This window comes from Advenella kashmirensis W13003 (genome assembly GCF_000506985.1).
Classification (GTDB): Bacteria; Pseudomonadota; Gammaproteobacteria; order Burkholderiales; family Burkholderiaceae_B; genus Advenella; species Advenella kashmirensis_A.
In genome coordinates this window covers 1,226,923-1,240,697 of record NZ_KI650979.1, presented here as the reverse complement: position 1 = coordinate 1,240,697, position 13,775 = coordinate 1,226,923, and the positions used below count along the sequence as shown (strand labels likewise).

Annotated in this window: 10 protein-coding genes and 1 tRNA gene; all 11 read left to right on the top strand. The window is 54.1% G+C overall.

The genetic code is table 11. The features are described from left to right. Nucleotides 1-35 precede the first annotated feature (35 nt). The 11 genes from W822_RS46600 (at nucleotide 36) to serA (ending at nucleotide 13,756) form a co-directional block, all read left to right on the top strand. A complete protein-coding gene (locus W822_RS46600; RefSeq protein WP_437177147.1) occupies nucleotides 36-173 on the top strand; it encodes an EF-Tu C-terminal domain-related protein in 138 nt (45 codons plus the stop codon). Nucleotides 174-274: 101 nt separating this feature from the next. Then, nucleotides 275-350 (top strand) — tRNA-Trp (locus W822_RS29825). A gap of 34 nt (nucleotides 351-384) precedes the next feature. Then, nucleotides 385-765, top strand: a complete 381-nt coding sequence (secE, locus tag W822_RS29820; protein ID WP_024004231.1) for a preprotein translocase subunit SecE — start codon at nucleotides 385-387, stop codon at nucleotides 763-765. A gap of 10 nt (nucleotides 766-775) precedes the next feature. Continuing rightward, nucleotides 776-1,309 carry a transcription termination/antitermination protein NusG gene (gene nusG / locus W822_RS29815; RefSeq protein ID WP_014752667.1) on the top strand — a complete coding sequence of 178 codons (534 nt, stop codon included), beginning with the start codon at nucleotides 776-778 and terminating at the stop codon, nucleotides 1,307-1,309. A 78-nt stretch (nucleotides 1,310-1,387) separates the two neighbouring features. Then, nucleotides 1,388-1,822 carry a 50S ribosomal protein L11 gene (gene rplK, locus W822_RS29810; protein ID WP_024004230.1) on the top strand — a complete coding sequence of 145 codons (435 nt, stop codon included), beginning with the start codon at nucleotides 1,388-1,390 and terminating at the stop codon, nucleotides 1,820-1,822. Continuing rightward, entirely contained in the window at nucleotides 1,822-2,517 is a 696-nt protein-coding gene (gene rplA / locus W822_RS29805; RefSeq protein ID WP_024004229.1) for a 50S ribosomal protein L1, read from the top strand. The genes rplK and rplA overlap by 1 nt, the downstream gene beginning before the upstream one ends. Nucleotides 2,518-2,762: 245 nt before the next feature. Next, complete coding sequence (gene rplJ / locus W822_RS29800; RefSeq protein ID WP_024004228.1) at nucleotides 2,763-3,287, top strand: 50S ribosomal protein L10; 525 nt, start codon at nucleotides 2,763-2,765, stop codon at nucleotides 3,285-3,287. 77 nt (nucleotides 3,288-3,364) lie between these two features. Then, on the top strand, nucleotides 3,365-3,745 hold the full coding sequence (gene rplL / locus W822_RS29795; protein WP_014752663.1) for a 50S ribosomal protein L7/L12: 381 nt from the start codon (nucleotides 3,365-3,367) through the stop codon (nucleotides 3,743-3,745). Between the two features lie 186 nt (nucleotides 3,746-3,931). Further along, nucleotides 3,932-8,047 (top strand): DNA-directed RNA polymerase subunit beta, encoded by a 4,116-nt coding sequence (gene rpoB, locus W822_RS29790; protein ID WP_024004227.1) that lies wholly within the window; start codon nucleotides 3,932-3,934, stop codon nucleotides 8,045-8,047. Further along, the gene (rpoC, locus tag W822_RS29785; protein WP_024004226.1) at nucleotides 8,044-12,294 is read left to right on the top strand and encodes a DNA-directed RNA polymerase subunit beta'; all 4,251 of its coding nucleotides are present in this window, start codon (nucleotides 8,044-8,046) and stop codon (nucleotides 12,292-12,294) included. The genes rpoB and rpoC overlap by 4 nt, the downstream gene beginning before the upstream one ends. A 232-nt stretch (nucleotides 12,295-12,526) precedes the next feature. Continuing rightward, the gene (gene serA, locus W822_RS29780; RefSeq protein WP_024004225.1) at nucleotides 12,527-13,756 is read left to right on the top strand and encodes a phosphoglycerate dehydrogenase; all 1,230 of its coding nucleotides are present in this window, start codon (nucleotides 12,527-12,529) and stop codon (nucleotides 13,754-13,756) included. Nucleotides 13,757-13,775: the final 19 nt, after the last annotated feature.

Sequence of the window (13,775 nt, the reverse complement as noted above, 5' to 3'; positions counted from 1 at the left end):
TAACGGGTACGATCAAGCTGCCAGAGGACAAGGAAATGGTTCTGCCAGGCGATAACGTGTCCATGGACGTGGAACTGATCGCGCCGATCGCGATGGAAGAAGGTCTGCGTTTTGCGATTCGCGAAGGTGGCCGTACCGTCGGCGCCGGCGTGGTTGCTAAAATCACGAAGTAAGTATAGTTACATCGCAGTACGCAGTACAACGCGGTGCCTGGGTAGTGTAATAGCTATATGCACTACCCACTGCTTCTGAACCGCGCAGAAGACAGGTTTACAGGGGTATAGCTCAATTGGCAGAGCGTCGGTCTCCAAAACCGAAGGTTGTAGGTTCGATTCCTACTGCCCCTGCCACCCATTTGTGGGGCTGTAAACAGCTCAATTTAACATGTCAAATAGCAGTGTAGAAACCGTAACGACACCGTCAGACAAGTATAAAATCGTACTGGCGGTGGTTATTATTGCCGCCGGCATTTTTGCATATTCGTATTTCTCCGATATGAATATTTATGCGCGCGTCGGTATGTTTGTCGGTAGTCTGGTTGTTGCTGCGTTGATTTTCTGGTTCAGCGAGTCAGGCCGTCGCACAGTAGATTTCGCGACTGGCGCTTATTCCGAGCTGAAACGGGTGGTCTGGCCGACACGTGCCGAAACCATCCAGATGACCGGGATCGTATTTGCCTTCGTCATTGTCATGGCCATTTTCCTGTGGCTGATCGACAAGCTGATTGAGTGGGTTATTTACGGTGTATTTTTAGGCTGGAATTAAGGGACAGGCGATGAGTAAACGCTGGTACGTTGTGCATGTCTTTTCTGGCATGGAAAAAAGTGTTCATAAGGCGCTCCTCGAACGCATCGAGCGGGCTGGCCTGCAGACCTCATTTGGTCGGATTCTGGTCCCTTCGGAAGAAGTGATCGAAATGCGCGGTGGACAAAAAGCCATCACCGAACGTCGGATTTTTCCCGGTTATGTACTGGTTGAGATGGATCTGACAGACGAAACCTGGCACCTGGTCAAAAACACGAATCGTGTGACCGGATTCCTGGGTGGCTCGGGTAACCGTCCGGCGCCGATCTCCGAGAAAGAAGTCGAAAAGATTCTTTCCCAGATCGAAGAAGGCGTTGAGAAACCCCGTCCGAAAATCCTTTTTGAAGTGGGCGAAATGCTGCGCGTCAAAGAAGGTCCGTTTGCCGATTTTAATGGCAATGTGGAAGAAGTTAACTACGAGAAAAGCAAGGTGCGCGTCAATGTGACTATTTTTGGTCGCGCTACCCCTGTTGAGCTGGATTTCAGTCAGGTCGAAAAAACCTGATCAGGATCCAGCCGATTTCGATTTCATTAACCCCGGGGAGCGGCATCACGCCGCGATTGAACCCGTAAGGAGCATAGCATGGCGAAGAAAATCGTCGGCTTTATCAAACTGCAGGTACCTGCAGGAAAAGCCAATCCGTCACCCCCAATCGGTCCGGCGCTGGGTCAGCGCGGCCTGAACATCATGGAATTCTGCAAGGCCTTCAATGCCAAGACTCAGGGCATGGAACCTGGTCTGCCGATTCCTGTTGTGATTACCGCGTTTGCTGATAAATCTTTCACATTTATCATGAAAACGCCACCGGCCACGATTCTGATCAAGAAAGCGGCTGGTATTCAGAAGGGTTCTCCACGTCCGCACGCCGACAAAGTCGGTACGCTGACACGTGCCCAGGCTGAAGAAATTGCAAAAACAAAAGAACCTGATCTGACTGCTGCCGATCTGGACGCTGCAGTACGCACGATTGCCGGCAGTGCCCGCAGCATGGGTATCACGGTTGAAGGAGTGAACTAATGGCTAAAGTATCAAAACGCGCGGCAGCTATCGCTTCCAAAATCGACCGCAACAAGCTGTACCCTGTTGCCGAAGCCCTGACACTGGTCAAGGAAACTGCAACAGCCAAGTTCGATGAGTCTATCGACGTAGCCGTTCAATTGGGTATCGACCCCAAGAAATCCGACCAGCTGGTTCGCGGCTCTGTCGTGTTGCCTGCCGGTACCGGTAAATCTGTTCGTGTGGCTGTTTTTGCCCAGGGCGAGAAAGCGGAAGCAGCCAAGGCTGCCGGCGCCGATATCGTTGGCATGGAAGATCTGGCTGACCAGATCAAGGCTGGCCAGTTCAACTTTGATATCGTGATTGCGTCTCCTGACACAATGCGTATCGTCGGTACACTGGGTCAAATCCTGGGTCCTCGTGGCCTGATGCCTAACCCTAAAGTGGGTACAGTGACGCCAGACGTTGCCACCGCTGTGAAAAACGCCAAGGCCGGTCAGGTTCAATACCGTACCGACAAGGCCGGTATCATTCACGCGACCATTGGTCGCGCGTCTTTCGACATCGACAAACTTCAGTCAAACCTGGCTGCACTGGTTGATGCCTTGAACAAAGCCCGTCCGGCTACGTCAAAAGGCGTTTACCTGCGCAAGCTGGCCGTTTCATCCACCATGGGTGGCGGAGCAAAAATCGAGGTTGCCTCTCTGGCAGCCTGATAACAGAACTTTGGGCTGTGCCTGATTGTGCATCAGGCATTGCTGTCAAAGACCGCTGGAGCAAGCCGGCCTTTTCACACCGTGATCAGGCAGGCAAGCTTAAAACCGGAGTAGGTTTTCCGGATCCTGCGTAGACGGCGTCCCATGGAAGAATTCTTAGCAGAGCTCGACCAGAGGTACGCCGCATATGGTTGACGCAATTGGGAACTGTTCCCAGCCGCGTCTTTAGATGGAGTGTTCAAACCGTGAGTCTCAATCGTAATGAGAAAGCGGCAGTAATCGAGGAAGTATCCGCTCAGGTAGCGAATGCACAATCCATTATTGTTGCTGAGTACCGTGGTATTGACGTTGCTTCTGTCACCGTATTGCGCAAAACTGCACGTGAATCAGGTGTTTATCTGCGTGTTCTGAAAAACACGCTGGCCCGTCGCGCGATCAACGGCTCGCCTTTCGAAGGCTTGTCTGATCAACTGACCGGTCCGCTGATCTATGCGATCAGTGCAGATCCTGTTTCTGCATCCAAAGTACTGTCTACATTCGCCAAAACGAATGACAAGATCGTACTCAAGGGTGGCGCCCTTCCAGGCAGCCTCCTTGACCCCAACGGCGTTAAAGCCCTGGCCACCATGCCTTCTCGCGAAGAGCTGCTGTCCAAACTGTTGGGTACCATGCAGGCACCTGTTACACAATTTGTGCGTACGCTTAATGAAGTTCCAACCAAGTTCGTTCGTGGCCTTGCTGCCGTGCGCGACCAGAAAGAAGCTGCTTAAGGCTGCTGTTGGTTCTTTTTTAAAGACTAAGCGATACAAAACCCTGGCAATTATTTAAATTTATTCGGAGTTCTAAAATGGCTTTAAACAAAGCAGAAATCCTCGACGCTATCGCCGGCATGACTGTGCTGGAACTGTCTGAGCTGATCAAAGAAATGGAAGAGAAATTTGGCGTGTCAGCTGCTGCTGCCGCTGTGGCTGTTGCTGCTCCTGCAGCCGGTGGCGAAGCTGCTGCTGCCGCTGAGCAAACAGAGTTCACAGTTGTACTGACAGAAACTGGCGCTCAGAAAGTGAACGTCATTAAAGCCGTTCGCGAACTGACAGGTCTTGGCCTGAAAGAAGCGAAAGATCTGGTTGACGGTGCACCAAAACCAGTTAAAGAAGGCGTTTCCAAAGCTGAAGCTGAAGAAGCGAAGAAAAAACTTGAAGACGCCGGCGCTAAAGCTGAACTCAAGTAATCATCTTATGATGATACCCGGAGTGGCTTTAGCCACCTCCGGGTTTTTGCGTTTCTAGGAAAGACGGCCTTTTCACTGCCTTTGGGGCAGAATAATATGAATAAAGGCGTTTTTCGTGGAGTCGTAAAACCCCATGGATTATGGACCCACCCATAATTCTTACAACCCTCTCGAGTCGGAGTGCTCATGCCTTACTCGTATACAGAACGAAAGCGTATCCGTAAAAGCTTCGCTAAACGCGAAGATGTACAGGATGTACCTTATCTGTTAGCAACACAATTACATTCCTACCGCACTTTCCTGCAGCAGTCGGTTTCTTCAAGCAAGCGCAAAGATGAAGGTCTGCAGGCCGCGTTTAAATCTATTTTCCCCATCGTCAGCCACAACGGCATGGCGAGGCTGGAGTTCGACAGCTATATGCTGGGCGAGCCGGTATTTGATGTCAAAGAGTGTCAGTTGCGTGGACTGACCTTTGCATCGCCGCTGCGCGCCAAAGTCAAACTGGTGCTGATGGACCGCGAAGTCAGCAAACCGACCGTTAAAGAAATCAAGGAACAGGAAGTCTACATGGGTGAAATTCCCCTGATGACTGACACCGGTTCTTTCGTTATCAACGGTACCGAGCGTGTAATCGTATCACAACTGCACCGCTCTCCCGGCGTGTTCTTTGAACATGATCGTGGTAAAACGCACAGCTCCGGCAAACTGTTGTTTTCTGCCCGCGTAATTCCTTACCGTGGCTCGTGGCTTGACTTTGAGTTCGATCCCAAGGACGTTCTGTTCTTCCGTATCGACCGTCGCCGCAAGATGCCCGTCACGATTCTGCTCAAGGCGATCGGCCTGACACCGGAAACCATTCTGGCGCATTTCTACGAATTTGATCATTTCAATATCAAATCCGAAGGCGCATTGATGCAGATGGTGCCCGAGCGCTGGAAAGGCGAAGTGGCGCGCTTTGACATCACCGACAAGAACGGTAAAGTGCTGGTCGAAAAAGACAAGCGAATCAACAGCAAGCATTTGCGCGAACTGGCCAACGCCAGCATCGAACGCATTTCCGTGCCTGAAGATTATCTGATCGGTCGTGTTCTGGCCAAAAACGTGATCAGCGTTGAAACGGGTGAAGTGATCGCCAATGCCAATGACGAGATCACCGAATCCATGCTGGACAAGATTCGTGATGCCAACGTGCATGAAATCCAGACCATTTTCACGAATGAACTGGATCGCGGCGCGTTTATTTCACTGACATTGCGTACGGACGAAACCGCCGACCAGATGGCTGCGCGTGTCGCCATTTACCGCATGATGCGTCCTGGCGAGCCGCCAACCGAAGAAGCGGTCGAGGCCCTGTTCCAGCGCCTGTTCTATAGCGAAGAGTCTTACGATTTGTCGCGCGTGGGCCGCATGAAGGTAAACAGCCGTCTGGGCCGTGGTGATGACATCACCGGTCCGATGACCCTGACCGACGAAGACATTCTGGAAACCATCAAAGTGCTGGTGTCGCTGCGTAACGGCCAGGGCGTGATCGATGATATCGATCACCTGGGTAATCGTCGCGTGCGTTGCGTGGGCGAACTGGCAGAGAACCAGTTCCGCGCCGGACTGGTGCGTGTTGAACGTGCTGTCAAGGAGCGTCTGGGTCAGGCTGAAGCCGACAATCTGATGCCGCATGATCTGATCAACTCCAAGCCGATTTCGGCTGCCATCAAAGAGTTCTTCGGTTCAAGCCAGCTGTCGCAGTTCATGGACCAGACCAATCCGCTGTCTGAAATTACGCACAAGCGTCGTGTTTCCGCATTGGGCCCTGGTGGTCTGACGCGCGAACGTGCCGGCTTTGAGGTGCGGGACGTGCATCCGACCCATTACGGCCGCGTGTGTCCGATTGAAACGCCTGAAGGTCCGAACATTGGTCTGATCAACTCCATGGCGCTGTATGCCCGTCTGAACGATTACGGTTTCCTTGAAACACCGTATCGCAAAATTATCGACGGCAAAGTCAGCGACCAGATCGAGTATCTGTCAGCCATCGAGGAAAGCAACTATGTGATCGCCCAGGCCAACGCGGTGCTGGACGAAGACGGTCGCTTCCAGGATGACCTGATCGCTTGCCGTGAAGCCGGCGAGACCATGCTGACCGCACCGGAAAACGTGCACTACATGGACGTGGCGCCTTCCCAGATCGTATCCGTGGCGGCGTCTCTGATTCCGTTTCTGGAACACGACGATGCCAACCGGGCACTGATGGGCGCCAACATGCAGCGCCAGGCGGTTCCTTGTCTGCGTCCTGAAAAACCGCTGGTGGGTACGGGTATCGAACGTACCGTGGCGGTCGACTCAGGCACGACCGTGCAGGCCAAGCGGGGCGGTATCGTTGATCATGTGGACGCCGATCGCGTGGTGATTCGCGTCAATGACGACGAAAACCAGGCCGGCGAAGTGGGTGTGGATATCTACAACCTGATCAAATATACGCGTTCCAACCAGAACACCAACATCAACCAGCGTCCGATCGTCAAACGTGGTGATCACGTGGCGCGTGGCGACGTACTGGCCGATGGCGCTTCGACCGATCTGGGCGAACTGGCACTGGGTCAGAACATGCTGATCGCGTTCATGCCGTGGAATGGCTATAACTTCGAGGATTCGATTCTGATTTCCGAGAAAGTGGTGGCCGATGACCGTTATACGTCTATCCACATCGAAGAGCTGACCGTGGTGGCCCGCGATACCAAACTGGGTAACGAGGAAATCACGCGCGACATCAGCAACCTGGCAGAAGCCCAGCTGAACCGTCTTGACGAGTCTGGTATTGTGCATATTGGTGCGGAAGTGCGTGCCGATGACGTACTGGTCGGTAAAGTCACGCCAAAAGGCGAGACCCAGCTGACGCCGGAAGAAAAACTGCTGCGTGCGATTTTCGGTGAAAAAGCCTCCGACGTGAAAGACACCTCGCTGCGCGTGCCATCCGGCATGGTCGGTACGGTTATTGACGTTCAGGTCTTTACCCGTGAAGGCGTACAGCGTGATAAACGCGCCGAGTCCATCATCAATGATGAACTGAGCCGTTATCGCCAGGATCTGAATGACCAGCTGCGTATTGTGGAAAACGACACGTTTGATCGTATCCGCAAGCTGCTGATCGGCAAAACAGTCAACGGGGGTCCGAACCGTCTGCCCAAGGGCGCCGAGATTACTTCGGAATACCTGGACGGCGTGGAACGCTGGCACTGGTTCGATATCCGCCTGTCTGACGAAAGCGCGGCGGTTGCGCTGGAGCAGACCAAGGAATCGGTTGAGCAGAAACGTCACGAGTTTGATCTGGCCTTCGAAGAGAAGCGCAAGAAACTGACCCAGGGCGATGAGCTGCCACCCGGCGTGCTGAAGATGATCAAGGTCTATCTGGCCGTGAAACGTCGTCTGCAGCCAGGTGACAAAATGGCCGGTCGTCACGGTAACAAGGGTGTGGTCTCTCGTATTACGCCTGTTGAAGATATGCCTCACATGGCTGATGGTACCCCTGCCGACATCGTGCTGAACCCGCTGGGTGTGCCGTCACGGATGAACGTGGGTCAGGTGCTGGAAGTGCATTTGGGATGGGCTGCCAAGGGCGTAGGCTATCGTATTGCCGACCTCATGAAAGATGAGCGTTCGGTTCAGGTCGGACAGATTCGCGAGTACCTGAACAAGGTGTACAACACCACGGGTGCCAAGGCTCAAATCGACACACTGAGCGATGAAGAAGTCATCGAGATGGCGCGTAATCTGAAAAACGGTGTGCCGCTGGCAACGCCTGTCTTTGACGGCGCCACCGAGGAAGAGATTACCAGCATGCTGGAACTGGCTTATCCTGATGATGTGAAAGAACGTCTGCAACTGACCGACTCTCGCACCCAGGCTTACCTGTTCGATGGCCGTACGGGCGAGCGCTTTGAGCGTCCTGTTACGATCGGCTATATGCATTACCTGAAACTGCATCACCTGGTCGACGACAAGATGCATGCACGTTCTACTGGTCCGTATTCTCTTGTAACGCAGCAGCCGTTGGGTGGTAAAGCCCAGTTCGGTGGCCAGCGTTTCGGTGAGATGGAGGTGTGGGCACTTGAGGCCTATGGTGCTTCGTATACGCTGCAGGAAATGCTGACCGTTAAATCGGATGACATTGCCGGACGTACCAAAGTGTATGAGAACATTGTGAAGGGCGATCACGTCATCGACGCAGGTATGCCTGAGTCGTTCAACGTGCTGGTGAAAGAGATTCGTTCTCTGTCACTGGACATGGATTTGGAGCGTAAAGAATGAAGGGATTATTAGGTTTATTCAAACAGATTTCCCAGGATGAGCAGTTCGATGCCATCAAGATCGGGATTGCTTCACCTGAGAAAATCCGTTCATGGTCCTATGGCGAAGTCAAAAAGCCAGAAACCATCAACTATCGGACATTCAAGCCGGAACGTGATGGTCTGTTCTGCGCCAAAATCTTTGGCCCGATCAAGGATTACGAATGCCTTTGCGGTAAATACAAACGCCTGAAGCATCGCGGCGTGATCTGCGAAAAATGCGGCGTCGAAGTCACCGTGACCAAAGTGCGTCGTGAACGCATGGGTCACATTGAACTGGCCAGCCCCGTTGCGCATATCTGGTTCCTGAAAAGCCTGCCATCCCGTCTGGGCATGGTGCTGGACATGACCCTGCGCGACATCGAGCGTGTGCTGTATTTCGAAGCCTGGTGCGTGATTGAGCCCGGCATGACCCCGCTCAAGCGCGGGCAGATCATGTCCGACGACGATTTCCTGGCCAAGACCGAAGAGTACGGCGACGACTTCACGGCCCTGATGGGTGCGGAAGCCGTGCGTGAGCTGCTGCGCACGATCGACATCGATCGTGAAGCAGAGTCTTTGCGCGCCGAATTGAAGGCAACCAGTTCCGATGCCAAGATCAAAAAGATCTCCAAGCGTCTGAAAGTGATTGAAGGCTTCCAGAAATCCGGCATCAAGCCGGACTGGATGGTCATGGAAGTGCTGCCCGTGCTGCCACCGGACCTGCGTCCGCTGGTGCCGCTGGACGGCGGCCGCTTCGCGACCTCTGACCTGAATGATCTGTATCGCCGCGTGATCAACCGTAACAACCGTCTGAAACGCCTGATCGAACTGAAGGCACCGGACATCATTCTGCGCAACGAAAAACGCATGCTGCAGGAATCGGTTGACTCATTGCTGGATAACGGTCGTCGCGGCAAGGCCATGACCGGCGCCAACAAGCGCCAGCTCAAGTCTCTGGCCGATATGATCAAGGGTAAGAGCGGTCGCTTCCGTCAGAACCTGCTGGGTAAACGCGTGGACTACTCCGGTCGTTCCGTGATCGTGGTGGGTCCTCAGCTCAAACTGCATCAATGCGGTCTGCCCAAGCTGATGGCGCTGGAACTGTTCAAGCCGTTTATTTTCAACCGTCTTGAAATCATGGGTCTGGCCACGACGATCAAGGCTGCGAAAAAACTGGTTGAAGCCCACGAACCTGTGGTCTGGGATATTCTGGAAGAAGTCATTCGCGAACATCCTGTGATGCTCAACCGTGCACCAACCCTGCACCGTCTGGGTATTCAGGCGTTCGAGCCGGTTCTGATCGAAGGTAAAGCGATTCAGCTGCACCCACTGGTGTGTGCAGCCTTTAACGCCGACTTCGACGGTGACCAGATGGCGGTTCACGTACCCCTGTCGCTGGAAGCGCAGCTGGAGGCCCGCACGTTGATGCTGGCGTCCAATAACGTATTGTTCCCGGCCAGTGGCGAGCCCTCTATCGTGCCATCACAGGATATCGTGCTGGGTCTGTATTACACGACCCGTGAGCGTATCAATGGAAAAGGCGAAGGCTTGTTCTTTGCCGATCTGGCCGAGCTGATCCGTGCTTATGACAATCGTGAAGTCGAATTGCAGTCACGCGTGACTGTGCGTCTGAACGAATACGAAAAAGACGATCAGGGCGAGTGGCAGCCTGTGTTGCGCCGGTTTGAAACGACGGTGGGTCGTGCGATCCTGTCTGAAATTCTGCCCAAGGGACTGCCGTTCAGCGTGCTGAACCGCGCCCTGAAAAAGAAAGAAATTTCACGGCTGATCAACCAGTCTTTCCGCCGCTGCGGTCTGCGCGATACGGTGATTTTTGCCGACAAGCTGATGCAGTCCGGTTTCCGCCTGGCTACACGTGCTGGTATTTCAATTGCCATGGGCGATATGGTTATTCCCACTGTGAAGGACGAAATCCTGACGCAGGCCAGCAACGAAGTCAAAGAGATCGACAAGCAGTATTCGTCTGGTCTGGTGACGTCGCAGGAGCGGTATAACAACGTTGTGGACATCTGGGGCAAGGCCGGTGATAAAGTGGGCAAGGCCATGATGGAGCAACTGGCGACTGAGCCGGTTGTGACCCGTCTGGGCGAAAATGCCCGCCAGGAATCGTTCAACTCCATTTATATGATGGCCGACTCCGGTGCCCGGGGTTCCGCAGCACAGATTCGTCAGCTGGCCGGTATGCGTGGTCTGATGGCCAAGCCTGATGGCTCGATCATTGAAACGCCGATTACCGCCAACTTCCGCGAAGGCCTGAACGTTCTGCAGTACTTTATTTCAACGCACGGCGCCCGTAAAGGTCTGGCCGATACGGCGCTGAAAACGGCCAACTCCGGTTACCTGACGCGGCGTCTGGTGGACGTGACCCAGGATCTGGTCATCACCGAAACCGATTGCGGCACAACCAACGGCTATCTGATGAAAGCCCTGGTTGAGGGTGGTGAGGTTATCGAACCATTGCACGACCGTATTCTGGGTCGTGTTGCGGCTGCCGATATCGTCAATCCTGATACACAGGAAACCGCGATTGCCGCGGGCACACTGCTGGATGAGGATGCCGTTGAACTGATCGACCGCATTGGCGTGGATGAAGTTAAGATCCGCACGCCGCTGACCTGCGAAACCCGTCATGGTCTTTGCGCGCACTGCTATGGACGTGACCTGGGTCGCGGCAATATGGTCAGTACCGGTGAAGCGGTTGGTGTGATCGCTGCGCAGTCTATCGGTGAACCTGGTACACAGCTGACGATGCGTACCTTCCACATTGGTGGTGCGGCTTCGCGTGCAGCCATGGCTTCTTCGGTTGAAACCAAATCTGCCGGTACGGTCGGTTTTGCCGGTTCCATGCGCTACGTGACCAACGCCAAAGGTGAGCGTGTGGCTATTTCCCGTTCCGGCGAAATCGTCATTTTCGACGATAGCAACCGTGAACGTGAACGTCATAAAATTCCTTACGGTGCGACTGTACTGGTGGGCGACGGCGATAACGTGAAAGCCGGTACCCGTCTGGCATCATGGGATCCGCTGACTCGTCCGATTGTGTCCGAATACTCGGGCGCCGTTCGCTTCGAGAATATCGAGGAAGGTCAGACCGTGGCCAAGCAGGTTGATGAAGTAACCGGTCTGTCTACGCTGGTGGTGATTACACCGAAGACACGTGGCGGTAAAACGCTGATGCGCCCTCAGATCAAGCTGACCAACGAGGCCGGCGAAGAGGTGAAAATTGCCGGTACCGACCACTCCGTGAATATTTCATTCCCGGTTGGCGCACTGATTACCGTGCGTGATGGTCAACAGGTCAATATCGGTGAAATTCTGGCCCGGATTCCGCAGGAGTCGCAGAAGACCCGCGATATTACCGGGGGTCTGCCGCGTGTGGCCGAACTGTTCGAAGCCCGTTCTCCGAAAGACGCCGGCATGCTGGCAGACGTCACAGGGACGGTGTCGTTTGGTAAGGACACGAAGGGTAAACAGCGTCTGGTCATTACCGAAACCGACGGTACCGTGCATGAGTTCCTGATTCCGAAAGAGAAACAGGTGCTGGTACACGACGGTCAGGTGGTCAACCAGGGCGAGATGATTGTGGACGGCCCGGCTGATCCGCATGATATTCTGCGTCTCAAGGGGATCGAGAAGCTGGCGACCTACATTGTTGACGAAGTTCAGGACGTGTACCGTCTGCAGGGCGTGAAGATCAATGACAAGCACATTGAAGTGATCGTTCGTCAGATGCTGCGTCGTGTGAACATCGTGGATGCAGGTGATGCGGCGTTCATTACGGGCGAACAGGTTGAGCGTGCCGAACTGCTCAATGAGAATGATCGCGTGGTGGCCGAGGGCAAAATCCCGGCAACCTACGAGAACATTCTGCTGGGTATTACCAAGGCATCTCTGTCTACCGATTCGTTCATCTCTGCGGCTTCCTTCCAGGAAACCACTCGGGTGCTGACCGAAGCGGCCATCATGGGTAAACGTGATGAACTGCGTGGTCTGAAAGAAAACGTGATCGTGGGCCGTCTGATCCCTGCCGGTACCGGTTTGTCTTTCCATCAGGCCCGCAAGGCCAAAGAGGAAAACGAACGTGCCGAACGCGCTGCCGTACGTGCCCAGGAGAATCCTTTCGAGGAATCTGCGCCGGTCACGCTGGACAATGTGTTTGCACCGTTGGGTACCAACAACGACGAAGAACCGCCTGCAGCCGAATAAGCGAAGGTATTTCAGATGTCATCCCGGCCTCGGCCGGGCTCAAAGCGCCCTGTATCGTGAATGCAGGGCGCTTTTTCTATGCAGACAATTCACGCAGATATGAGAAAATTTACCTTGGTTTAAGAAAGGACGCGCTACATTTGAATGGTGCGCTGGCTTTGCAAGACGCCACCAGCGCATTTCGATACAATTGATCTCCTCCCACACCCAAACTGCACAAGCGAAGAAACCCATGGAAAAAGTGTCACTCGATAAGAATAAAATTAAAATTGTATTGCTCGAAGGCGTTCATCAGAATGCGCTGGACGTATTGCACGCATCGGGCTACACCAATATTGACTATCACAAGAAAGCGCTGGAAGGCAATCAGCTCATTGAGGCGGTTGCAGATGCGCATTTCGTGGGGATTCGCTCGCGCACCCAATTGACCGCGGATGTGTTGCAATCGGCCAAGAAACTGGTTGGCGTCGGCTGTTTCTGTATCGGCACCAATCAGGTGGACCTGCAGGCGGCCAAGCGCCTGGGTATCCCTGTCTTTAACGCACCGTTTTCCAATACCCGCTCTGTTGCCGAGCTGGTGCTCGCGGAACTGATTCTGCTGATGCGCCGCATTCCGGCGGCCAACGCGGAAGTGCACCGGGGCGAATGGGTGAAATCGGCCGTGGGCAGCCACGAAGTGCGCGGCAAGAAGCTGGGTATTATCGGTTACGGTCATATCGGCACTCAATTGTCCGTGCTGGCCGAAGCGCTGGGTATGGAAATTTATTTCTACGACGTGGAAAGCAAGCTGCCACTGGGCAATGCACGTGCCATCAATTCGCTCTCTGAGCTGCTGAATATTTCAGATGTGGTTTCACTGCACGTGCCGGAAAACGACAGCACCAAAAATCTGATGAGCGCAGAACGCATTGCTCAAATGAAAGTGGGTGCGCATCTGATCAACGCATCGCGCGGCACGGTGGTGGACATCGAGGCATTGGCGCAGGCTCTGGAAGAAAAACGCCTGGCCGGCGCCGCCATTGATGTTTTCCCGTCCGAGCCGAAATCCAACAACGAAGAATTCGTGTCACCGTTGCGCAAATTCGATAACGTGATCCTGACCCCGCATATCGGCGGCTCGACCTCCGAAGCGCAGGAAAACATCGGGATCGAAGTAGCCAGCAAGCTGGTGAAATATTCCGACAATGGCTCTACGCTGTCTGCGGTCAATTTCCCTGAAGTGTCCTTGCCGGAAAACAGGGCAGCCCGCCGCTTCCTGCATATCCATGAGAACCGTCCAGGCGTACTGACGGCCATCAACCAGGTGTTCCAGAAGGAAGGCGTCAACATTGTGGGGCAGTATCTGCAGACCGATCCCCAGAATGGCTACGTGGTCATTGACGTAGAAACGCCGGAAGTGGATAACGCACTGGATCAGCTCAAGGCCATTCCGGGCACGATCAAGGCCCGCGTCCTGTATTGATCGCCAGCGCCTGATGGGC